Origin of the sequence: Turicibacter faecis (assembly GCF_037076425.1) — a bacterium.
Classification (GTDB): Bacteria; Bacillota_I; Bacilli_A; order MOL361; family Turicibacteraceae; genus Turicibacter; species Turicibacter faecis.
In genome coordinates this window covers 804629-828201 of sequence record NZ_AP028127.1, presented here as the reverse complement: position 1 = coordinate 828201, position 23573 = coordinate 804629, and the positions used below count along the sequence as shown (strand labels likewise).

Here is a 23573-nt window from a genome sequence, read left to right as displayed (position 1 = left end):
CCCGTGTCTAAAACTCGTTTACCTAAAAGAAAGGAGGGCTTCGCCCATGTTTGGTAAACTAAAAAAACAAAAAACAAAATCGCCTGTTGAACAGATGGAGCAATTCTATTTAAATCAATTTCTTAACCCGCCAAAACCTACGCCACAAGGACCAAATGGAATGCCTCAAGGAGGAATGGGCTTTAATCATAGCGCGGGTCCTCAAGTCTCTGGACGAATGGTCCCACCTACAGGAGGAATAAACGCGATGGTAAATAACGGCTTTAACCAAGGGCAGCCAATGATGAACAACAACTTCAATCCATCCCAACCAGGGATGAGCAATAACTTCAATTCGTCCCAACCGATGATGAGTCATAACTTCAATCAACCTCAACCGATGATGGGCAATAATTTCAATCAACCTCAATCGATGATGGGCGATAATTTCAATCAACCTCAACCGATGATGAGTCATAATTTCAATCAACCTCAATCCATGATGGGTAACAATTTCAATCAACCTCAATCGATGATGAGTAACAACTTCAATCAACCTCAACCGATGATGGGTAACAACTTCAATCAACCTCAATCCATGATGGGTAACAACTTCAATCAACCTCAACCGATGATGGGTAATAATTTCAATCAACCCCAATCCATGATGGGTAACAACTTTAATCAACCCCAACCGATGATGAGTAACGATAGTTATGTCACATCTATTTCAAACCCAAGTCTACAAAATACTTACGCGCCATTGACACCCACTTCTTCATTTAATGAACCACTTAGCTCAAACATTGGAGCAGAACCAATGAACACTGTTACATTTTCGGATTCAGCCTCATTTAACGATTTTGCGTTCGACTCATTACCCACCCAAGCACCCCAGGATTTGACCCCTTCCCTTGAAGATTTAACACAAACGAATATCCTCGGCAATCAATATTTTTCTAATCAGCCCCTCACCTTGACGCCTGATACAACACCTACCCGTGTCCCAGGCATTCCTGCACAAAACCCTACACAAACATCTAATGGATCACCTGTCGTTAATCCCACTCCCCCTTTTCAAGATATGAGTCCATCCCAAGCGCCACAAGACATCCAAAGTAAAGTTGATAATATGAACATCAGACTTCGAAAAGTAGAAAGTTATCTTGGATTTCGCCCTGAAACGACCATATAAAAAGAACGCCTAGGCGTTCTTTTTATATTTGATGTAAAACAACTTTTTTATTCATAATAACTTGGTGCAAGTTGATCCTTATATTGTTGTAATAAATGTTGCTTGTACAGCTGATCCATCTCCTTTTGAACTGCTTGTTGCTGATCCGCTGTAAATAAATGTTCTAAATCCTTTAACATTTCCTCTACTATCTCTAAGGCAGCATCGTAATTAACATCTAGGCTCGCTCGTTGCGGACTATTATCAGTGCTCACCACCACCGTCTCTTCTTTATCTTCACCCAACCAGGATCTAACATACCCTTTGACCTCTTGAATTTCATGGCCTAAGCGCGCCATATTCAGTTTGGCCTGTTGTGTCAACTGAATCTCCGTTCGAAAACCGCCCACAAATAAAAGCCCTACTACCGCGAATCCTAACACGACATACGAAACTAACCGCTTCATTTCATCACCTTCATACTAAGTTGTCTTTTGTTTAGTATGAACTAGCGACGACGAACTATGCGTCCCTTCAATCGTTTTAACGAAAATTTCGTCCCAAAAAGGGTCTCAATGAGATCAAAATACCACGCGAGTCCGAAGTAAACTATAACACCGAAAAGTCCCGCAATTCCTACATATAAATATGAGAGCATATGATGAACCTGATAGTTCATAAATAAATCTAAAATAAACTTCACGCCCACCACAACAAGGGCCATGACCCCTGTAAAAACAAAAATCGCAACCAATCGGCGAATTAAGTTAGCCACTTTAAACTTTGTCTCCCGTTGAATGACCACTAAACTCATGACAATACAGAAGGTATACGAAATCATCGTCGCCATCGTTGCTCCATCTGTTTTAAAAATCGGAATTAATAACACATTTCCAAGATATTTAATTCCTAACGAAAGCACTAAGAAAATAATACCATTCCACTGTTTACCAATCCCTTGTAAAATCGCCGTGACAATACTATAAAGTGCCATAAATAATCCAAGCAACGATCCTAATCTAAAAATATCTCCTCCCATCGCATTATAGCCTTTGACCGATGAGTTAAAAAACATGATAAAAATAGGCTCCGAAAGAAGCGCCATTCCTACGACGGCAGGGACAGTGATAAAACAGGTTAATTGAATCGCCAACATTAAATTTTTACGAACCGACTTCATATTTCCTTCCGTCAGATGATACGTTAACTCTGGAATTAAAGGTTGACCAAACGAAATCGCAAACGAGACAGGAATCATAATAATCTTATACAATGATCCTGCGTACATCCCGTAAGAATCCTCAACAATTACTCCATCTAAGCCACTCTTTAACATGTAATGATTATATGTTGTCTGATCCACAATTTGGAATAGATTAGTTGCCAATCCTAAAATCGCAAACGGAATCGCATACGCAATTAACTCTGTAAATAAATTTCCAAAATTTCTTGGTTCATGAGAAACCGTTTCATTCAGCAACTGATTATACTGCTTTACATTTTTTCTCCAATAATAATACAAAATTAAAAAAGCTGTAATCCCCGCTAAGAAAGCCGAAAAGACAGAAAAACCAACCGCTTCCTTCGCCGTTCCACCCTTTATATGAATAATATAATAAGAGCCTACAAGGATAAAAACAATTCGTACGACCTGCTCAACAAACTGAGAAACTGACGTTGGAACCATATTTTGATTCCCTTGAAAGAATCCTCTGAAAATTGCCATAACTGGAATAATCAATAAGGCAAAACTAATCGTTTGAATCGCCATCGTTACATCTTCAACTGTATTTGCTAACTCACTTTGACCTGCTAATACGACATTAGCATACCAAGGCGCCATATTATACATCGTTAAAAAGCCAACACATCCGAGTGCAATCATAAACCAACTTGCATACCTAAACATCGTCCGTGCCGTATCATACTCCTTAGCCGCATTATATTTTGACACAAACTTTGCAATTCCAACTGGGATTCCTAACGTGGATAAACTAATAAACAGGGCATATGGCGTATAAGCATAGTTGTATAATGCCATCCCAGAAGCTCCAACTAATTGTTGAAATGGAATAACATACAAAATTCCTAAGAACTTCGTCGCGAACATACTAATACTTAAAATCATGGCCCCCTTTAAAAAGCGATTCCCCATATCCTCGACCTACTTTCTTTTCGTTCATACCGCTTTGCAAACGGATTTATTTTATTATTTTACTATAATTTTATAAACTTTCCAAATCATTTTATAGGATGAAGCGTTTACGGTAAAAAGACATTTTCTTTTTTTTTCAACCAAGGTAGCCCTTGACACCTTACGATCCACCTTTTATCCGTGGCACCTTTTTCTTAAACGACTAACATCCTTAGTATAGACCACTTCTCCATAAAAATTTCATCAAATAAAGCGCGTATACTTTCGATGCATTTTGAAAAACTATAATTGAAAGATAAAATGATGAGGTGATGTTGATGAACTTAGATTTAAGAAAAGCCGTCATGGCAAACTTAGATGATTCTAACTATGATGAAATCCGTGAAACGATTATTGATGCAATTGAGTCAGGGGAAGAAAAAACACTTCCTGGGCTCGGTGTTATTTTTGAAATCTTATGGAACGGAAGTAATGACGCTGAGAAAGAAACAATTGTCTCTCGCGTTAGTCAATGTTTACGTCCTAAAGCTAGCTAAAATACCCTTTCTAACAAAAGAATCTAAAAAAGGAGAACTTTTATGTTCTCTTTTTTTATTCCTCTACCTCCATATAAATAAAGATAACCCCTTCCTGCCCTACAACCTTCGACATTCTATGGTGAAATAAACAAAATAAGCGATTACATCAGTTAACCGCACCTATAAGAAGTAAAAAGTTTGAGGAATTTTATAAAAAGACACATCTAGGAGATGAATTCTTTATTTTTATCCGTATAATAATTACTTGAATTGAGTCTCACTAAAATAGACAATAGCATCCCTGATTAGCCTACCTTATCTATCGTAAGCGTAGAAAGGGCACCTATAAATGTAGTAAATTTTTCTAATTGATTTTAAGGGACGAGATTGCTACAATGTCTGATAGGTTAGACATAAGATTCATCAACTTAATAACCTCGAAAAAATCATCACAAACCGAGGTTTTATCTATGGGGGTTTCAGATGAAAGAAATGATAAAAAAATATTTATATAACAATTATACGATTTCGTTACTTGTTGCCATCTTATTAAACTTTCTCATCGAAAGCTTTAGTCGTCATTCAGTTGTTGCGGCACTTAACTATCTCGTTCATTCACCACTCGTTTTTCTTTACAATACGTTATTAATCTTATTGACGTTATCTATCTCGCTACTCGTTCGCCGAAAAGTTTTCACTTTCACTGCGATTTCAGTCATTTGGTTAGCGGGGGGAATTACAAATGGGATTGTCCTCAACAACCGTGTCACACCATTTACGGCAAACGAATTAAAATTAATCTCATCAACGTTCGATATTTTAGAAAAATACTTTTCAAAATTTCAAATTGGATTAATCATCCTTGGCGTTGCTTTAGCGCTAATTGGTGTCGTCATTGCGTTCTTTAAAGCACCAAAATCAAAGGATAAGGTCAATTATAAAAAAGCTGTACCCATGTTTTTAGGCGGAATCCTCTGCTTCTTCTGTTTAACACAAGGGGCATTAAAAACAAATGTAGTGGCTAGCTACTTTGGAAACATTGCATTCGCATATCTCGATTACGGATTCCCTTACTGTTTTACAAATACATTATTAAACACTGGGATTACTCGTCCAGCAAACTACTCTGAAGCATCAGTTGATCAACTAAAAGAGCAACTTGCATCATCTGAATCAACAACGATTGGGGGTTCTAATTTAGTTGCCAACAATGATAACCAATTGATGTTACAAAAAAAGGCACCTAATATTATTATGCTTCAATTAGAATCATTCTTTGATCCAACTTATATGAAAGATTTAAAATTTTCAGAGGATCCTGTGCCGAACTTCCGTAAACTAAAAGAACAATTTTCTTCAGGTTTCTTAACTGTGCCTTCTGTTGGTGCGGGAACTGCTAATACGGAGTTTGAAGCTATCTCAGGAATGAACTTAGAATTCTTCGGAGCCGGAGAGTACCCGTATAAATCAATCTTACGTAAGACAACAGCAGAAACGATCAATTATGATTTAAAAGACCTTGGTTATTCAACACATGCGATTCACAATAATAAAGGAACGTTCTATAGTCGCCAAAAGGTATTTAAAATGCTAGGCTTTGATACCTTTACATCAGTTGAATACATGAACGTAGAAGAGCTTACCCCACGCGGATGGGCAAAAGACAAATATTTAATTAAACCTATTCTTGATGCCTTAAAATCGACTGAAAACTCAGATTATATTTATACGATTTCTGTTCAAGGGCATGGAGATTATCCAAGTACACCTGTTGAAAATCACTCTAAAATTAAATTAAGTGGATTTGATGACACCGAACGCTTAAACTCATTTGAATATTTCACGAATGAAATTCATGAAATGGATACTTTTATTGCAGAGCTCATTTCTGCCCTTTCGTTAATTAACGAAGACACGGTGCTTGTCATGTATGGGGATCACTTGCCAACCCTTGATATTACAAATGAAGAATTAGCTAACGGCGATATGTTCCAAACAGAGTATATTATTTGGAATAATTTCGGCCTTGAAAAACAAGACGCTAATATCGAAGCCTATCAACTTGGGGCACACGTATTAGACCAATTAGGGATCCATCATGGAACGTTAACTAACTACCATCAACAATTTAAAGATGAAGCTGATTATCAAGAAAATCTTAAACTTCTACAATACGATATGCTATACGGTGAACGCTATGTTTACGATGGAGTGAACCCTTATGAACCAACTAAATTACAAATGGGGGTTAATGAAATTTCCATTTCTGAGGTTTACCAAGATGAGGAAGGGCAATTCATCGTCAAAGGACAAAACTTTACCGACTCTAGTCGTGTAAAAATCAATGATAACGCCCATGAAACCATTTATGTTGATTCAAATACATTAAAGGTTCCTGATTATACGTTAAATGAAGAAGATCAATTTTCAATTCAACAAGTGACGGTCACTAATCACGTTCTTAGTACATCTGCAAAATATAAAGTGGGACAGGAAGAAGAGAACAACCAATTTTATGACCAAGGATTTGAAGAAGGCTATCAGGCGGGATATCAAGCGGCCCTTGAAGCAATGAATCCCCCAATGAGTGAATAAAAAAAACACCTCTTATTAAGAGGTGTTTTTTTTATTCTTTAACCTTTGGCTTTAAGACACAATCAATTGTCCCGCTAAAGGGAACATCTTCACATTCCCCTTCAAATCCTAAAGTAAGATGTGTCTTTCCCTCAGGGATACTAACGATCTTGCTCCGAGGGTCATAACTTCCCATTTTAGGGTCTACACAAATCATTGGAACGGTTCCATTTATATCTGTGATTCGTCCTCTTAGATCCAAACAGGAAAGATTATCTCCCTCTATTTCCCACTGGATATGTTGGCGTTCTAACTTAACAATTAATAACTTTTTCAACCCCGAAATAGACGCAATTTGATTTCCCTGAGCTAATAATACCTTTAATAACGGAAGCTTTTCAATCGGTTTCAAATCACTCACCTGATTATTAATTAAATTTAGGGCCTCTAAAAATTCAAGACCACTCAGTGAGTCTAGATGACGGACTCGATTATGACTTAAATCCAAAAATTGAAGATGTTTTAATCGGCGCAATGGACTTAAATCGCTGATCTGATTATTTTCGACAAATAGCACACGTAAATGAGTTAACTTCGAAAGCGGTGATAAATCACTGATCTGGTTATGGCCTAAATGAAGTTGGGTTAATAAAAAATGTTCACTAATCGGTACAAGTGATTCAATTTTATTTTCTTCTAACGTTAACGTTTGCAACTGTGTTAACGGTTCGAGCGGAAATAGCGTCTGAATTCCACATCCCTTTAAAGAAAGAAACGTCAGTTTTTTCATAAATCGTAACTCTTCGTAACCTTGAAGGGGGTTGTAGTCGACGAGTAACATTTTTAAACGGTCAAGCTTAGTTAGCGGCCATAAACTACGAATGTGATTTCTACTCACATCTAAGCGTGTTAACTGCTTTAATTGACTTAGCGGTCTTAGGTCGTCAATTTGATTATGGCTAAGGTTTAATTGCTCAATATTTTTTAATCCCTTTAAGGGAGAAAGATCTTTAATTTGATTGCTACCCAGATGAATCTGCGTGGCATGAATCGCATGATGAATCCCACTTAAATCTTTTATTCCTTTGTTTTCTAATACGAGAATTCCTTGTAAATTCATTAACTGTTCTTTAGTTATATCTGATTCTAATGGTTGATTTAAATACTGTTGATTGAGTGCGGCTTTTAATTGTTGATCCACTATCACATTCATGAGTGCTCCTCACATTCCTTCATTTGTTAAATTAGTTTTATGGTTTGAACGATTAAGTTAAGTAGGATACACCCTAGTATATTCAATTTTTAAAATCAGTGGCACCTCAAAGGCCCCTTCTAACACACGTGAGGCGCCATTTAATCATGAAAAAAAGTGTTTCCACCTAAATGGAAACACTTTTTATTATTTATAAACACTTGTATCAATATACTTATTAAATACGACATTTCCAGCTGCATCATATCCTAATAAAGACGTTTGATATTTATTCGCTGCTAACTGTCTAACTTGAGGCTTATACGTTACACCGTTTAGGGCACTTTCGTGTGACCAAAAATCAATGGTTAACGTTCCACCGCTCGTATATGCATTAATATAAATAGGATAATCGAGCGTATTCACAAACTTAAAATCGATTAAATCTTCTGCCATCGTCGCATCTAACCCACTTGGAACATATCCAACAGGTAAACTATGGTTTCGACGTTCTGTCGGTAAGATTCCGGCTTTTAATACCGTGTTATAAAGTGTAGAGGATACTTGGCAAATTCCGCCTCCTACTCCATCAACCGGCTTAGAATTGATAAAGACGGTTGCATCAACATAACCGTTTGAATAAATAACAGGTGAAACTTTTTCCGTATAAGAGAATTCATCACCTGGCATTAACACGGTTTTATTAATTTTTGATGTGGCCAACTCCACATTGCGGGCTCTTGGAATACCTGCTGGGAAAGTCGAGCTATAACTTGAAATTCGATGATTAACCGATGCAAGCGCCTCTTTATCACGTTGGGGATGTGTGACAACACCTTCAGCTGTTATTTTGACTGCTTTTGTTGAGCTCTTATTTAAAGCCTTTTTGATTTGCTCTTCAATCTCCGCTGTTTCCACACGATATCCATCTCGGCCCCCGGTCACTTCAAAGTTTCCGGCTGATACCATCGTTAAGGTTGGCTCTTCTACTTCCACATACAATTCATTTGCAATCGTTTCAAGCCACCCATCAACTAATGTCTCATCATACGAATAATCAATCTGATACTCCTTTAATGGCGCCTCTTTAATTCGTTTCGCTTGTTTTATCAATTCTAAATCTTTTCCAAGCGTAAAAATTTCATCCGCTAATTTCTCAAGATTTTCTTCAATCGTTAACCCTAATTCATCTAATGTTTTTGTAAAAGTATGTTCATCTATTTTAATTTCAATGCTACGTGTTGCAAATTTTTCAACTTCTTTTTCTAGCGCACGAGTTAACTTCTTCTTCGACAAATTAGATACATCTTGTCCATTGACTTTAATATTTGGAAATGTCTTTGTCTCATAAGTGGCAACAAGTTCTTTTGCCGTATAATACTCGTACCCTTTATAACCTCCATATAAAAGTCCGACGGTTAAAACGCTAATGGCCCCACCCATTAAAATTTTTTTCTTCATACTCATAACATGGTCCCTTCTTTTATATTTTTAGCTCTTTCCTAATCCTTATTTATCATACCACACCTGGCATATTTTTGAATAATATTGATTTTTTTGGTTATTTTTTCTAAAAATTCGACTCCGGTTTAATGTCGAGAGAGTAGTTGAAACGCTCTTTTTTGTTCCCCTCAAAACTAATCAGATAGTTTCCCTCCCCCGCATAACTATAATAACTAAAACAATTTTGTTCTTTATTCGGTTTTAGTTGCACAAGTTGACACGTTACCTCTTGATTAATAACTGGCTCATAAAGAATGTGCGGACTTTTTTCATATTCACCAAATTGATACGCAATCTTCGCCTCAGCTAAGCTTTGAGGCTTTAGTGCCCATTTCTCATAAAAAACAGTTGGAATTGAGACAGGCATCACTGTTTCATTCATCTCAAAATCTTTTAACAGATAACGATAATTAAAGTGAAGAACAAGTGCTTCCTTCGATGCGGCATACCGATCCTTAACAACTTCATAAGAAGTAAGCGTCACCTGCCAAAGAACGCCTGAATCATCTAAAAAAATAACGGGGTCCCCCACTTGATACGTCACGTCACTCTCATATGCCTCTCGATGAACCTCATCCATCATTAATAAATTTTTAAATTCGCTTGGAGTGACCTCCTCCTGCTTTTCTACCTTTTTATCACATCCAGCTAAACAAATACTCATGCCTAGCACCATCATCCATGTCTTCATCTAATTCATCCTTTTTATCTTAACTTAATAAATTAAGCCTATCATTAAACCAACCTAATAACAACAAAAACTTGCTAACATAACTCAATAAAATTTTAGAAAAAAATTAATTTTTTATTCGCTTTAAAAAAGCACGACAAACGACACTCGTAGAAATGACTTTTTAAAATTTATAGATACTGAGAAGTCATTTAGCTTTAATAAACCTCTATTACGCGTGCATCATCTCTTTTTTAAAAATTTATTGACTCCTAGTCGTTTAACTCACCTTTTATTTTTCCCTTCAGCTTCTTTCATGCTAGGTCCCAGATGTTTTAAACCTAAAAGTTCTCCGTTATCCTATCAATCCTTAATCATAAAAAAACCATTGAATCCACACACAAATACGGATGTATTTCCTCCGAGCTTTATCGTGCTCAAATGGTTTTTTAAATTGTTTTCATAGGGAACTCATTTTGTACATTCTTCATGCTTTGTTATCGTGTCACCCTCTTGTTGCTAAAGACATATACTAAAGTAGAAATTTTAAAAAGGAGGTGATGGCTTTGGCCACACCCGTTAATATCCCCGATGCTGCCTTTTATACATATCTTCGCAATACCCTCATAGATAAAGGGATAATCACTTCTGAGACTCTGCAACTTACAGATGACGATCTCGCCCAATTAGATGAACTTGATTATTCTGGAGACGGAAAACCCGTAACACAAAAAATATCAAACCTTACGGGAATCGAATACTGTGTCAACGTCACAGATATTTATTTTCCTTACAACAACCTGACAACCCTTCCGGATTTGTCTGCTCTCACCGATCTCCAAATTTTAGATTTAATCGATAATCAAATTAACGACCTTTCAAACGTCTCAAATCTTCCATCGAGTTTAACAACTATTCTGTTAAATACCAATCAGATTGCAACCTTACCCTCACAAGATTCGTTCTCACATCTTATTAATTTAGAATCCTTACAGCTTGGCGACAATCAGATATCCGATATTTCAAGTTTAGCAGGACTTCCTAACTCGATTTCACAATTATTATTATTCAATAATCAAATTACCGACTTAAGCGCATTAGCTGGCCTAACCAGTTTAACAGAATTACACCTTTATATGAATACCGACCTAACAGACATTACACCTCTTGCGAATTTAACAAACTTGCAAAAACTCTATATTTCTGACACAAAGGTCACAACAGTTACATCGTTAAAAAAACTAGTGAACTTAACTCACTTATGGTTACATTACAATCAAATTCAATCGATTAACGGTTTAGAAGATATGACAAAATTAACCTTATTAACCCTTAATCAAAACCAGATTCATGATATTTCCCCTTTAAAGACAGTAACGAATCTTACAATTTTAGACTTATATACAAATGAAATTACCGATATTACTCCCCTTCAAAACATGACTGAACTCCAAACGTTAACATTACACGACAATCAAATTTCTGATATTTCGCCACTCGCTGACAAAACAGAGTTGATTTCCCTCACACTTGATAATAATCACGTCTGCGATCTTTCACCCTTAAAAGGTTCTCCACTCACACAGAAATTTTCCGCCACCAACCAAACCGTCCATCTTCCTAACATCATTCTTCACACGTACCGTCTTATTCTTCCTTATCCCGTTAAAGACCACCAGGGAGAGCCGGTTCCTCCAAGCCCACAACAATGGACTTACTACAACGAAAGTCCTCATACGATATCATGGGATAATTGCTATGGATGGGGAACTCGAACCTTTAATTTTGAAAATGAGAGTCACACCTTCTCTGGACAAATCCATATTTTTTATCAAACCTTTATCCCTTTAAACCGTCATTATACTTATTATCGTCATTAATGCTATTTAAAGAAAAAGACAGAATAACAGTTAACTGTTATTCTGTCTTTTTCTTTATTAATTTAGAGCCTCTTGTGTTTCATCATTTGGATTTAATTCGTCTGCCTGCAAAACACCGTCCACTTGAGTTTGTTCCGTGTCCTTAGCCTCTGGCAATTCAACAGATTCCTCTGTATCCTGTGTCGATTCCAGTAATGATTCGTCTAATGAACTTGAGTCAATATTGGTTGGAAGTGAGTCTTGCTCTTCTTCAACCGTTGGTGCCACTGTTGATTCTAACTCATTGTTATCTGTCTCAGCCTGATTCGAATCTGGGATAGAAACAAATAACTGTTTAATCCATTCACCAAAAGAGGCAAATAAATCTAAAAACCAGTTTCCGATACTTTCTAATAGGCCAGATTCCTTCAAATGCACGCCTGCTTCTTTGAGGCTGTCGGCAATGCTATTTCCGATATTTTTCATTGTATCTTTAATCTCTGAGTAATCAATATCTAAATCATTCACATTTTCCATTAAAGAGGCAACGCGTGCTTTCGTTTCGTCACTTAATTCGACTCCATAATTATTTGTTACATTCGTAATGATTTGACCAATTTGAACTGAATTTGGTGAATCCTTAATGACTTGCTCTTTAATGTCGTTCATAATTCCTGATGCAACGGTTGATGAATCACTTTTTGAATCAATATTATTTGATTCATCGTTTAAAATTTCATCAGCAACCTCTAGCGTTGTATCAATTTCTTCTTTCGCAATAACTTTATTCTCCTCAGAGAGACTCTCACCCATAATTTCTTCCGCACCGGCTAAAATTCCTGCCAATGCTGACTCTCCAGTCACCATAAACGGTGCTGAAACATTAACTTCGCAATTTAAAATTCCTGACGTGATGAGGGCATTCGCAAACATCTCATTCGTGACTAAACTTACGTTTTTCGATGAAACTTGAACCCCTCCTTGATCCGTTAACTTAACATACGCCGATGAATACCAGCCTCCCGTATAATCATCTAACGCATCAGGTGCTAACCCTAATTGCTCAATCGCTGTGGCATTATCAACATAAATAGCTTCCATATCCGCGGGTACCCCGAAATACTCCCGGAGAGCAGCCTCTTCACTCTTTGTTAAACTTGTTCCAAAAGATAAAATCTCCCCCTGACGGTATTCACCGCTAAACGACGTCTTTGCTAAAACTGGCGTTGAAAGACTTAACCCAATAGCCAATCCCAAGGTAAGAATCGATTTCTTAATCATACGTTTTATTTCCTCCTTTATAAAACTTCTAACAGTCTATGCAACTGCCATCCTATTCATGACTCTCCCGTCTATTTCACCCTACCACATAACTTCTAAAAAATCATATAATGCGTGTATAAAAACAACAGAAAATGTAAAAAATAGGCCCCTCGATGAAATTCACCCAAAGGCCTATTTTTTTATAATTTTAATTTAGCTAACGCATCAGCGAGCGCTGAATTCATTGGTTCTTGTTGCTTTTCTTGTTCACGCAAATATTTTTGGACGTCACGTTTGCTTCCTTGTTTTTTCTGTTCCGATTTTCGCTTATTAAACGTACTTAGCTTCTCACGGTACCCACACACACAGCTAAACATTCGACTGTCTCCCTCACCACGAAGTTCTAACTTTTTATGGCAATTTGGACAACGAGCATTCGTCAATTGAGAAACCGTCTTTTTCGTGTTACATTCACGGTCCTGGCATACGAGCATCTTTCCACGCTTTCCATTCACGGCAAGCATCGGCTTGCCACACGTTGGACATTTCGTTGTTGTTAAATTCTCATGTTTATACGTGGCTTCGCTTCCTTTAATTTCATGCACAATTTGACTTGCATACTCGCGCATCTGCCCGACAAACTGTTGGCGCTTTAAGCGCCCATTTGAAATATCTTGAAGTTTTTTCTCCCACTGTCCTGTTAATTCAGGTGACTTTAACTCCTTAGGCGCCAGTTCTAATAATTGTCGCCCTTTTGATGTCAAATAAATATCTTGGCCCTTTTTCTCAATCATAAAACTATTGAATAACTTTTCAATGATATCGGCGCGTGTCGCTACCGTCCCTAATCCACCCGTTTCCTTTAATGTTTTAACCACCTCACTTGAGGCCTGATTCATATATCGTGATGGATTCTCCATCGCTGATAAAAGTGTCGCTTCATTAAAATAAGCGGGTGGTTGAGTCCGTCCTGATGTTTTGATTAATTTAATATGAGATAAGACCGTCCCTTCCTCAACAACTGGGAGATTGGCTAACCCATCCCCTTCCTCTTCATCCACGTGGTAGATTTCTTTAAACCCCAATGACACGACACGCTTTCCTTTCGCAACAAACGATTCCTGACCCATTTTAGCCAACATCGTCGTCTGCTCATAAATATATGGCTTCATAAAGACAGAAAGGAATCGTTTCACGACTAAATCATAAATTTTTCGTTCTTTATCACTTAAATCGCTTAACAGGGGTGTTTGCTCGGTTGGAATAATCGCATGGTGATCACTTACCTTTTTATTATCGACAAACGAAGAATTTGTGACGATTTTACCCTTTAACAGTTGGTTCGCCACCCCTCGGTAAGGTCCGATAGCGACCGCTTTTAAGCGCTCAGGGAGAGTAGCAACAATATCCGTTGAAAGATAGCGTGAATCCGTTCGCGGATATGTGAGCACCTTGTGATGTTCATATAATTTTTGCATCGTTGATAACGTCTCTTTCGCCGAAAATCCAAACCTTTTATTTGCATCCCGCTGCAATTCCGTTAAATCATACAAGCCCGGCGCATAAACCTTTTTCTCGGCCTTTTTAACTTCTATAATTTGTAACGGTTTCTCTTTAAGCGCACGCATTAACTCATCGATACGCTGTTCTTCAAATGTCTGTGTACTTTTTGACTTTCCGTCTTGCCACGTCCACTTCACGGACTCACTCATGGCCGTTAACCCAAAATAAGGTTCTGATTTAAATTGTTTAATTTCTTCTTCCCTTTTTGAAATCATGGCCAAGGTTGGGGTCTGCACGCGACCACATGAAAGTTGAGCGTTGTATTTCGTTGTTAAGGCCCGTGTCGCATTCATTCCGACAATCCAATCCGCCTCAGAACGCGCCAACGCTGATGCGTATAAATCATCATAGTGACGTCCATCTTTTAATGATTTAAATCCTTGTTTAATCGCCTGATCCGTCACTGAAGAAATCCATAAACGTTTAAGTGGTTTTTTTACACCCGATTTCTCAATAATGAGACGTGCCACTAATTCTCCTTCGCGCCCCGCGTCCGTCGCGATGACAATTTCAGAAACGTCCTTTCTTAACAGCTGTTCCTTCACTGCCTTGAATTGCTTCGCCGTCTTTTTAATCACCACAAATTTAAACGCTTTCGGTAACATGGGTAAATCTTCTAAATTCCACGATTTATATTTCACATCGTATGCCTCTGGGTCCGCAAGTGTCACTAAGTGACCAAGTGCCCATGTCACGACATAATCTTTTCCTTCTAAATATCCCTGACCTTGCTTCGTGCATCCAAGCACACGAGCAATGTCACGACCAACAGACGGTTTTTCCGCCAACACGACACGTTTACTCATCGCTACTCCTCCAAACCTTCATCGTTCACATTTTCTCTTATTTTATCACTTCTTAGACAAAAAAACTACGATTTAAAAAGGACGATTAGCCTTTTAGATCCTATCAAAATCTTCCCTACTTATAATACCAATATTTGACGCTTTTTAAGGAACTATGCTATACTGAGGATACATTTAAAACAAAGGGAGATATGCAATGAAACGATGGTTATTTTGGGGCAGTTTAGGTCTACTTCTTCTCGTGCTCATCATTTTTTATTATTTAACCCCCTTTCCCCAACGGGATTCTCTAACAAAAAGCGTTCCTTCCTCTTATTCAATTGATCAGGAAAATAGCTTTGAAACTCAAGTTCATAACGAGTGCTCGGCCTTCTCAACCGCCTACGTATTAAGACACTTTGGGGAGTCTCAGACGGGGCTTGAGCTGTACGAAAAATTCGGCTATAAGTTACCCTTTTCTGGTTATGTTTTACCGAAGGGAATTTTAAGTTATTTTAAAGATAGTGCCTATGAGGCGACACTCTATCGCGGAACATTTGAGACGTTAAAAAGTCGATTGATTGAGGGAACACCTGTTATTGTCTTAGTCGGTGATGGTTTAAATTGGCAACACTACATGACACTTGTTGGATTTGATCAATCACTAAGCGAGGTCTATTTCTTTGATTCGCTTCGTCAGGACGATGAAAACGGTGAGGCACCGGGAAATCGAACATTATCAACCGATTACTTCTTACAACTTTGGGACAACGGCCTGCCGATCTTTAATCACATTTACTTCACAATAGAAAAAAGGTAACCCTTTAAAAAGGAAAAGGATTACCTTTTTTTTCATCTAAATGATATTGTAAAGCCTGTCTTCGTCTGAGTTGATGATCATAGGCAATAAAGAAGACAAGTCCCATTATCACAATACTAATGACACAAAGCATTAATCCAATTTGAATCATTAATGTCATATTCATTGAAATCCCCTTCCTTTCTAACTGGGTTACTCTTAATATCCCCGACTCACCGATGATTATACATTTTTAGGCACATATCCTAACTTTTTCTCATAAACTATAAGTAACAAACCACTAATGGAGGTGTTTGATGTGAATTCATCTAATCGGGAGCAGATTGGAAATCATACCTTACTCGTCACAATTGTGATGAATACGATTTTAACGATGATTAAACTAGTTGCTGGACTCGTGGGACACAGTGCCTCAATGATTTCTGATGGGATTCATTCCTTATCCGATGTCATTAGTTCTATTGGGGTCCTTATCGGATTTCGTCTTTCACAAAAACCTGCTGACTGTTCCCATCCGTATGGGCATGAAAAGTTCGAGCCTATTTTAAGCAAAATTCTATCGTTTATTTTATGTTTAACTGGACTCTCTATTGGCTATTCCGCTATTGAAACCATTGTATCCCACCATTATTTAACCCCGGGATCAGTGACAATCTGGGCCGCCTTGTTATCGATTGCTGTTAAAGAGTGGATGTATCATTATACCTTATACCAGGCGAAAAAAATAAATTCCACGGCCCTTGCCGCTGATGCGTGGCATCATCGAAGCGACTCTCTTTCATCGATTGGAGCTCTCATTGGAATTATCGGGGCTCGTTTAGGGTTTCCCATCCTTGATCCATTAGCGGCCCTTATTATTACCGTCATTATTTTAAAAGTAGCTATTCAAATCTTCATTGAGGCCACAAACCAAGTGATTGATAAAGCGGCAAGCCCCCAACTCATTGCTCAAATCAAACAGCAAATCGAACAGGTAGACGGCGTCCTTGCCATCGATTCATTAAAAACGCGGATCCATTCCAATCGAATTTATGTTGATCTAGAAATTTCTGTCGATCCTACTTTAAGCCTTATTAAAGCCCATGCGATTGCAGAGCAGGTCCACTATCAACTTGAACATCACCTTCCTCAAATTAAACACTGTACCGTTCACGTTAACCCGTTCAAGTTACCGGAAGACCCGCCAAACAAATACCACGCGATTGAAGAAAATGATGATTTTTAACAAAATAATCATAAAAAAACTCGAGGAAAACTCCAAATTAGCGGGACATTCTTCGAGTTTTTTTATTCCACTGTTAAAGAAGCGGACTTTGTTGGACAGGCATCATATAATAAGGCATCACCTGAGTTGCTGGACGACTTTCTAACGCCACTTGATGTGTCACGACCGGAACCATTGCCATAAACGGACCGGAACTTTCCTGATACGGAGAAACATCTGTTGTTATCCAACGGGCCGAACCATTTCTTGATGGGTAAGGCATCATGGATTGTTGCATCACCTGATAAGCCGGCATCATCGGTTGGTAATACACGGGCGCCTGTTGATACACGGGCACTTGTTGATACATGGGCGCCTGTTGGTACGTTGGCATTTTGTTAGACGTTGCCTGATTTGGGATGGTATAGACTTGATGTGTTTCTTTTACCGGTTGTTTTCCTTTCCACTCATCAAAATCCGGATATAACTCCTCGTCGTCATCTTTTTCTTTCACCTTAGGCTCCTTTAATTGCGATGTCGGTGACATATATCCATAAGGCGAATAATTATAAGGCATTCCTTGGACGACCGGTACCGGTTGAATGACGGGTTGAACCGAACTGGTCGTAGCTTGTGCTGGATGCGCCGCCTGATCATGCTTATTACCAAAGGCACTCGCCAAAAAGGCACCCGCTAACCCTCCGACAATAAATGAACCTAATCCACCAAATTCACCTGGATACGGAACCGGAACAAAATTTGGGTCAAAGCCCCCTTCATGATTCTCACGATATCCCCTTAAAAAAGAATAAGGATTACGGCGATTAAAACGTGGTCGATCATACATAAACTCACTCCCCTTTAACCAATCTGTTGACAAATGATATCACACGTCAATAGAACGATTCACTGATAGTATATCCACTTTAGCCCCGATTGGTGATAGCTCACACAAAAAAAGCCAAAGTTCCCTTTGACCTTTCCTTACCCCTTTAAAATTTGTGTGAGCGCATCGCCCACCGTTTCAAATACTCCACGTACATTTTCTTTAATCGTCTGATGGGCCTCTGGAAGCGTGAATCCATGATAGCGTTTTAACATAGGCAAATCATTAAAACTATCTCCCATACAATAAATATCATTCGCATCAATCCCATGCCGATTCGCAATATATTCAATTCCCGTTGCCTTCGAAAGACCCCTAGCCGCAATATCAACATGGCGTAGATTAGAAAAAGCCACAATATCTTTTCCAAACAATTGATTCATTTGATGAGCAAAGGAAGACGCTTCGTCGGCACTTTTTAATTTGACTGAAATTTGAACAACGGGTCGATTTAACGCCTCATCTAAAGTAAGCCCATAAGTTTTTAAAAATAATTTAAAAAAGGCAAATAAATAAAAAGTCTTGTGGGACCATCCAAAAGCCGTATGATAGTGGCCACATAATCCATCACTGACCGAGTAATGTAACACCTCTTTTTGTTGAATTAAAATCATGATTTTTCGAGCAATCGAGTTATTGATAGTTTCCCGAAATAAAATATCTCCTGTTTTAGAGATAATGATTCCACCATTTAGCCCTACAATATAATCGTAAACAATGCCATGCATATATTTTTCTAGCCTCATCATGGAAATAGGACGTCCCGTTGCAAAAACAAAAAGATTCCCCTCTTCACGCCACTGTTTCGTTTGTTTAATATTTTTAACAAGGTCTACCTGACCTTTAAATGTATGTTTCCAATAGGTTCCATCGTAATCTGATGCAAATAATTTCATAGAAATCCCACCCTATGCCCTTTTTTAATAACTTATGCAAGCTATCCTCCTTTTATTAAAACATCTCGCCTTTTTTTCATCCGCTAGCAAGCGTCATTTTTGGCTACAACCCCTTTCTTACGTCCGATAAATAAAATAGCGACCCACCATCCTACTGAATTTTTCACCTTTACGTGACTCTCTCTGTTGGGAACTCCTATAAGAGGTCAGACACTTGATGAGCAAGGGGCCCCTATAAAGAAAATAACGATTTCAAAAGAGGACATCATTCATTTTCTTCATTATAACATATCAAAGCCCGCCTATCACTCATCTGCAACTATTTCATAAAAGATAGCGATTCGCGATTTAACCTTCCGTCAGTTGCAATCAGCTAAGGTTTCTTAAGATCTGATGCACAGAGCGCTTAAAACGTAAACAAACAAAAGGATGACGAGTGTCAACTGTCATCCTTTTGTTTGTTCTTAACCAGGGGGGCGACTTGTCCTGATCACCCTCGCCCCTACTAGACTACGCAAATCCAATAAAACGTTTACAAACTGATTCTTTAAGAGGCATCGCTGGAATCGCCCCCATTTGTTCAACACATAAGCTTGCCACCGCATTTGCAAGTCTGACGTGAGACGTTAATCCCTTTAAAGATAGTTGTGACATCAAAATAGGGTGTTGTGAAAGACTATGTAAAAAGCCGCCTAGAAAGGCATCTCCCGCTCCCGTTGTATCGATGACATGGCTTAAATACCCTGGAATCAACTGCCCGCCTTCTTCCGTATAAAGATACGCGCCATCCTTTCCGAGTGTAATCAATACGATTTGAACCCCTTGATTAATTAAACACGTGGCAGCAGCCTCTGGAGTCGATTGATCCGTTAAAAGCTCCATCTCAACCTCCGAGATTTTCATAATATCCGTATAAGGAATCATCTGGCGCATGACCTCTTTCGCGATTTCTTCACTCTCCCATAAGGACGCCCGATAATTTGGGTCATAGGAAATCATCGCCCCATGTTCCTTTGCATATTTAACCGCGTAAAACGTCGTCTCATAGCTCGGTTGATGCGTAAGAGACAGCGATCCTACATGAAAGATGCGACTCTGTTTTAAAATTTCTAATGGAAGTTCCTCTTTTTGAATTTGGGTATCCGCCCCCGGCTTTCTAGCAAATGAAAAGGTTCGCTCCCCGCTTTCATCTAATTCTACAAAGGCGAGCGTCGTAAAGAAATTTGAATCAAGAATGAGTCCCTTAGTCTCCACTCCTTCCGCTTCTAGTGTTGTTTTCAAAAACCTACCGTGAGCATCTGTACCCACCTTTCCTAAAAATGCCGTTTTTGATCCCAGTTTGCTAGCAGCGACTAAAACATTAGCAGGAGCTCCTCCAGCATGTTGAACAAATATTTTTTGGCCGGATGCCGTGACACCCTCTTGTGTAAAATCAATCAAAATTTCCCCAAGCGCCACTAAATCATACGCCTTATCGTTAATAGCGCTTTCATCTTTTAGTAAATGAAAAGTGCTTAATCTTTTTAAAACCTCATCAATCACCTGTTGATCCTCTGTTTCAAGTGATAATTTCGCCTCTTCCATAAAAGGTAAACTCAGCACTCCTAGTAATGATTTTGCATTAACCACGTAACGATGACAATGAAGCCAAACCTCACACGGTGTTCCTTCTGCAATTGAAACTAAATCTTTCGCATGCGTGATACTATTTAAAACAACCTCAATTTGAAACACGTTTTTATCCTCCTTTTTTCGACTTTAAGCAAACATCGAAATCACAAGGGCACAAACCAACCCTGTCACTCCAATTAATGTTTCCATAACTGTCCATGATTTTAATGTTGTTTTTTCATCGATTTCTAAAAGTGAGCTCACCAACCAAAATCCTGAATCATTAAAGTGACTAAAGGCCGTCGCTCCCCCATTAATCGCACAAACCATGGCGGCTAAATAAAGGGGTGATAATTCCAGCACAGCAGGCATCGATGCCATAATTCCAGCAGCCATCGTCATCGCCACAACCGCAGCTCCGACAGAAAAACGAATAAATCCAGCAATGAGGAAAGCTGCTAAAACATAAGGTAAGCCACTACTTTCTAATAGGCCACCCACAAGTTCTCCTACGCCGCAAGCTTGTAAAATAAAGCTAATTATACCTCCACCTGTAATGACAAGTAAAATTTGTCCAGTTGGCCGTAAAGAGCGCTCTAAAATCTTTCGCACTTGTTCCGCATTATACCCTTGTTTAATCCCTAAAAGATAAACGGCACTTAATACGGCTATCACTAATGCCACAAACGGCGTCCCTAAAAACTCAAGAATCGGTCGAATCGGGCGAAGCCCCTCAAGATAAACCGATACAGTACTCGCTAGAATTAAAAGAAGTGGGATGAGAATAATAGTTGCCACTAGCTTAAAAGATGGAAGTTGATTTTCATCAATTTCCTCTACTTCCAACACATTGGTCGGTAAAGCGGTATGCAGGCGATGACCAATAAAGCGTGAGAAAAAGATTCCTCCCACAAGTAAGGCCATTAGCCCGACAATCACACCAACGACGATCATAATCCCTAGGTCAACCCCTAAAAGATTAGCGACTAGCACTGAACCCGCAGAAGGTGGAATAAACGCAAAGGCTGAGGCCAATCCGGCCAGTAACGGAATCACATAATAAAGCGTTGATCGTTTCGTCTTTTTCACCAACCCAAAAGCCAGTGGAATTAAAATAACGACACCTGCTTCAAAGAATACGGTAATCCCTACGACTAACCCTGTTAACCCAAGAGCAAGTCCCGCTCTTTTTTCACCGAATTTTTTGATTAAGGCTTGGGCTACTGCCTGGGCCCCACCTGAGACCTCTAATATTCCCCCGAACATAGATCCCAGTCCAATCAGTAAGATAATCCCCTGTAACGTTTGTCCCGCTCCCTCTTCAACAGCAGACACAAGCATTGGGACAGGAAGACCGCTTCCAAGTCCTATAACAAACGCGGAAATAAGGAGCGAAATAAACGGATGAAGCTTAAATTTAACAATTAAAACGAGTAATAACAAAACGCCACATAAGGCGGCTATCACTAGCCGCTGTGGATCTGCAATAAATGCTGGACTCATACTATCCCCCCTCTAATCTCTTCCTATTTAGAAGGAGAAATTAAATACTTCCCTTTCGCACGTAACTTTGGATCGCTTAAAATCTCTTCTAATTGTTCAAGTCCACATACCTCATAAATCATGCTCTCAACATCTAAACGACCTGAATCAATTAAATCTAACGCACGTTTTTGTGTATATGGATTAATGTAAGACGCTTTTAAGACTAACTCTTTTTGGAAAATTTCAAACGGTTTAATGCGTAACTCTTCTTCGGGTTTTGTTAATCCAAACATCATGACAACTGCTTTATTTCCTGCAACCTTAATCGCTGTCTCAATCGTATCGATTCGCCCAACACATTCAATAACCGTATTAATCCATGTCATGCCATTTTCCTTAAGTACTTTTTCAACATCTTCTGTTAACGGATCGATACAAACGTCTGCTCCAATCGATAATCCCACTTCACGTTTACTCGCGACTGGCTCTAATAAAGCGACTTTTGCTGCCCCCGCTAATTTAGCCAATTGAATCATTAATAATCCAATCATTCCCCCACCGATGACCACTACTTGATGTCCAGGTTTAATTTCACACATATCAATTCCATGTAAACAACAAGCCACAGGTTCCCCCATTGCTCCCTGCTCAAAAGACGTATGATCACCTAATTTATAAATTTGGCTTTCTTTAACCACACAGTATTCAGCAAATCCACCATTCACTGTTGTTCCATACCCGATCATATTTTCGCAATAATGTGCCATTCCATTTCGGCATGGATCACAAACCCCACAATAACAATTCGGATCCACACTCACACGGTCTCCAACCGCGCAACTTTTAACTGCGGTACCTACCTCTTTAATAACCCCCGAAAATTCATGTCCTAAAATGGTCGGTGGCGTAACAGGTGCCGCTCCCTCATCACCTTCATAAATATGGACGTCCGTCCCGCATACACCACATGCTTTTACTTCGACTAATACCTCATGTTCTCCAACAACAGGAAGATTCACTTCCTCTACTTTCAATTGATGTTTCCCGTAAAATACCGCACTTTTCATTTTATTCATCCTTTCTCTCCTAGAAACTTTCCACTTTAACTTTAGACTTAATGTTAAGTGTAAGTTCATTGTAGCCTAAACCCTCTATTTTGTAAACGCTTTTTTAGGATGTTTTTTATATTTTTTTTACTCCCTTGAGCTTTTTTTGATTTATTGCTTTGAATGTACTATAATTACGACTAGAGAAAAACAGAAATATTTTCTATATATAAACCAAAACTAAAAAATCGGCTCTTTTGGATGATTTTGTCCTAAATGTTTCTCGCAGCCTAGCACTGCCCACCACTTCTTGTTAAATATTTACCGTGAAAAAGATTAGCCAGACTTTGTGTAATTTTGAGTGCACAAGTGGTCGCATTCTCTCACAGA

Annotated in this window: 19 protein-coding genes; 6 read left to right on the top strand and 13 right to left on the bottom strand. The window is 38.6% G+C overall.

Annotated features, from left to right (window positions below; translation table 11 throughout):
• The first annotated feature begins 46 nt into the window (after window positions 1-46).
• A complete protein-coding gene (locus AACH31_RS03980; RefSeq protein ID WP_338617931.1) occupies window positions 47-1174 on the top strand; it encodes a hypothetical protein in 1128 nt (375 codons plus the stop codon).
• A gap of 47 nt (window positions 1175-1221) precedes the next feature.
• Here AACH31_RS03980 and AACH31_RS03975 read toward each other — a convergent pair whose 3' ends face one another.
• A complete protein-coding gene (locus AACH31_RS03975; protein ID WP_161832506.1) occupies window positions 1222-1620 on the bottom strand; it encodes a hypothetical protein in 399 nt (132 codons plus the stop codon).
• Window positions 1621-1661: 41 nt separating this feature from the next.
• Window positions 1662-3308 (bottom strand): putative polysaccharide biosynthesis protein, encoded by a 1647-nt coding sequence (locus AACH31_RS03970; protein ID WP_161832507.1) that lies wholly within the window; start codon window positions 3306-3308, stop codon window positions 1662-1664.
• Window positions 3309-3625: 317 nt separating this feature from the next.
• On the opposite strand from AACH31_RS03970, the gene sspI reads away from it, so the two are divergent.
• A complete protein-coding gene (sspI, locus tag AACH31_RS03965; protein WP_161832508.1) occupies window positions 3626-3844 on the top strand; it encodes a small acid-soluble spore protein SspI in 219 nt (72 codons plus the stop codon).
• A gap of 465 nt (window positions 3845-4309) precedes the next feature.
• Window positions 4310-6421: an LTA synthase family protein gene (locus AACH31_RS03960; RefSeq protein ID WP_262953796.1), complete on the top strand. Its 2112-nt coding sequence runs from the start codon at window positions 4310-4312 to the stop codon at window positions 6419-6421.
• Between the two features lie 31 nt (window positions 6422-6452).
• On the opposite strand, the gene AACH31_RS03955 is transcribed toward AACH31_RS03960, so the two are convergent.
• From AACH31_RS03955 to AACH31_RS03945, 3 genes are all read right to left on the bottom strand, one after another.
• Complete coding sequence (locus tag AACH31_RS03955) at window positions 6453-7613, bottom strand: leucine-rich repeat domain-containing protein (RefSeq protein ID WP_161832510.1); 1161 nt, start codon at window positions 7611-7613, stop codon at window positions 6453-6455.
• Window positions 7614-7799: 186 nt separating this feature from the next.
• A complete protein-coding gene (locus AACH31_RS03950) occupies window positions 7800-9059 on the bottom strand; it encodes a VanW family protein (RefSeq protein ID WP_161832511.1) in 1260 nt (419 codons plus the stop codon).
• A gap of 103 nt (window positions 9060-9162) precedes the next feature.
• Window positions 9163-9786: a hypothetical protein gene (locus AACH31_RS03945; RefSeq protein WP_161832512.1), complete on the bottom strand. Its 624-nt coding sequence runs from the start codon at window positions 9784-9786 to the stop codon at window positions 9163-9165.
• Between the two features lie 539 nt (window positions 9787-10325).
• Between AACH31_RS03945 and AACH31_RS03940 the strand changes: the two genes are divergently transcribed.
• The gene (locus AACH31_RS03940; protein WP_161832513.1) at window positions 10326-11645 is read left to right on the top strand and encodes a leucine-rich repeat domain-containing protein; all 1320 of its coding nucleotides are present in this window, start codon (window positions 10326-10328) and stop codon (window positions 11643-11645) included.
• A 57-nt stretch (window positions 11646-11702) separates the two neighbouring features.
• Here AACH31_RS03940 and AACH31_RS03935 read toward each other — a convergent pair whose 3' ends face one another.
• Both AACH31_RS03935 and AACH31_RS03930 read right to left on the bottom strand, forming a co-directional pair.
• On the bottom strand, window positions 11703-12905 hold the full coding sequence (locus tag AACH31_RS03935; RefSeq protein ID WP_161832908.1) for a DUF1002 domain-containing protein: 1203 nt from the start codon (window positions 12903-12905) through the stop codon (window positions 11703-11705).
• A gap of 182 nt (window positions 12906-13087) precedes the next feature.
• Window positions 13088-15256, bottom strand: a complete 2169-nt coding sequence (locus tag AACH31_RS03930; protein ID WP_262953794.1) for a DNA topoisomerase III — start codon at window positions 15254-15256, stop codon at window positions 13088-13090.
• A 196-nt stretch (window positions 15257-15452) separates the two neighbouring features.
• Between AACH31_RS03930 and AACH31_RS03925 the strand changes: the two genes are divergently transcribed.
• Window positions 15453-16055 carry a C39 family peptidase gene (locus AACH31_RS03925; protein ID WP_161832910.1) on the top strand — a complete coding sequence of 201 codons (603 nt, stop codon included), beginning with the start codon at window positions 15453-15455 and terminating at the stop codon, window positions 16053-16055.
• Between the two features lie 4 nt (window positions 16056-16059).
• On the opposite strand, the gene AACH31_RS03920 is transcribed toward AACH31_RS03925, so the two are convergent.
• Window positions 16060-16221 (bottom strand): hypothetical protein, encoded by a 162-nt coding sequence (locus AACH31_RS03920; RefSeq protein WP_161832911.1) that lies wholly within the window; start codon window positions 16219-16221, stop codon window positions 16060-16062.
• A gap of 132 nt (window positions 16222-16353) precedes the next feature.
• On the opposite strand from AACH31_RS03920, the gene AACH31_RS03915 reads away from it, so the two are divergent.
• The gene (locus AACH31_RS03915) at window positions 16354-17280 is read left to right on the top strand and encodes a cation diffusion facilitator family transporter (RefSeq protein WP_262950800.1); all 927 of its coding nucleotides are present in this window, start codon (window positions 16354-16356) and stop codon (window positions 17278-17280) included.
• Window positions 17281-17353: 73 nt separating this feature from the next.
• Here the strand turns inward: AACH31_RS03915 and AACH31_RS03910 are convergent, their stop codons facing one another.
• The 5 genes from AACH31_RS03910 to AACH31_RS03890 form a co-directional block, all read right to left on the bottom strand.
• Window positions 17354-18106: a hypothetical protein gene (locus AACH31_RS03910; protein WP_262950797.1), complete on the bottom strand. Its 753-nt coding sequence runs from the start codon at window positions 18104-18106 to the stop codon at window positions 17354-17356.
• Window positions 18107-18243: 137 nt separating this feature from the next.
• A complete protein-coding gene (locus AACH31_RS03905) occupies window positions 18244-19041 on the bottom strand; it encodes an HAD-IIB family hydrolase (protein ID WP_161832919.1) in 798 nt (265 codons plus the stop codon).
• Window positions 19042-19551: 510 nt separating this feature from the next.
• Entirely contained in the window at window positions 19552-20775 is a 1224-nt protein-coding gene (locus tag AACH31_RS03900; protein WP_262950795.1) for a PfkB family carbohydrate kinase, read from the bottom strand.
• Window positions 20776-20799: 24 nt separating this feature from the next.
• Window positions 20800-22155, bottom strand: a complete 1356-nt coding sequence (locus AACH31_RS03895; protein WP_262950794.1) for a GntP family permease — start codon at window positions 22153-22155, stop codon at window positions 20800-20802.
• 23 nt (window positions 22156-22178) lie between these two features.
• Window positions 22179-23213, bottom strand: coding sequence for a zinc-dependent alcohol dehydrogenase family protein (locus AACH31_RS03890; RefSeq protein WP_262950793.1), 1035 nt, complete (start codon window positions 23211-23213; stop codon window positions 22179-22181).
• Window positions 23214-23573 lie beyond the last annotated feature (360 nt).

What these genes read in the sequence shown, in the direction of transcription:
- AACH31_RS03920 (WP_161832911.1), bottom strand. Translation starts at nt 16,221, where the DNA reads ATGAATATGACATTAATGATTCAAATTGGATTAATGCTTTGTGTCATT.
- AACH31_RS03980 (WP_338617931.1), top strand. Translation starts at nt 47, where the DNA reads ATGTTTGGTAAACTAAAAAAACAAAAAACAAAATCGCCTGTTGAACAG.
- AACH31_RS03895 (WP_262950794.1), bottom strand. Translation starts at nt 22,155, where the DNA reads ATGAGTCCAGCATTTATTGCAGATCCACAGCGGCTAGTGATAGCCGCC.
- AACH31_RS03935 (WP_161832908.1), bottom strand. Translation starts at nt 12,905, where the DNA reads ATGATTAAGAAATCGATTCTTACCTTGGGATTGGCTATTGGGTTAAGT.
- AACH31_RS03945 (WP_161832512.1), bottom strand. Translation starts at nt 9,786, where the DNA reads ATGAAGACATGGATGATGGTGCTAGGCATGAGTATTTGTTTAGCTGGA.
- AACH31_RS03910 (WP_262950797.1), bottom strand. Translation starts at nt 18,106, where the DNA reads ATGTATGATCGACCACGTTTTAATCGCCGTAATCCTTATTCTTTTTTA.
- AACH31_RS03925 (WP_161832910.1), top strand. Translation starts at nt 15,453, where the DNA reads ATGAAACGATGGTTATTTTGGGGCAGTTTAGGTCTACTTCTTCTCGTG.
- AACH31_RS03950 (WP_161832511.1), bottom strand. Translation starts at nt 9,059, where the DNA reads ATGAGTATGAAGAAAAAAATTTTAATGGGTGGGGCCATTAGCGTTTTA.
- sspI (WP_161832508.1), top strand. Translation starts at nt 3,626, where the DNA reads ATGAACTTAGATTTAAGAAAAGCCGTCATGGCAAACTTAGATGATTCT.
- AACH31_RS03940 (WP_161832513.1), top strand. Translation starts at nt 10,326, where the DNA reads ATGGCTTTGGCCACACCCGTTAATATCCCCGATGCTGCCTTTTATACA.
- AACH31_RS03975 (WP_161832506.1), bottom strand. Translation starts at nt 1,620, where the DNA reads ATGAAGCGGTTAGTTTCGTATGTCGTGTTAGGATTCGCGGTAGTAGGG.
- AACH31_RS03960 (WP_262953796.1), top strand. Translation starts at nt 4,310, where the DNA reads ATGAAAGAAATGATAAAAAAATATTTATATAACAATTATACGATTTCG.
- AACH31_RS03905 (WP_161832919.1), bottom strand. Translation starts at nt 19,041, where the DNA reads ATGAAATTATTTGCATCAGATTACGATGGAACCTATTGGAAACATACA.
- AACH31_RS03890 (WP_262950793.1), bottom strand. Translation starts at nt 23,213, where the DNA reads ATGAATAAAATGAAAAGTGCGGTATTTTACGGGAAACATCAATTGAAA.
- AACH31_RS03955 (WP_161832510.1), bottom strand. Translation starts at nt 7,613, where the DNA reads ATGAATGTGATAGTGGATCAACAATTAAAAGCCGCACTCAATCAACAG.
- AACH31_RS03930 (WP_262953794.1), bottom strand. Translation starts at nt 15,256, where the DNA reads ATGAGTAAACGTGTCGTGTTGGCGGAAAAACCGTCTGTTGGTCGTGAC.
- AACH31_RS03970 (WP_161832507.1), bottom strand. Translation starts at nt 3,308, where the DNA reads ATGGGGAATCGCTTTTTAAAGGGGGCCATGATTTTAAGTATTAGTATG.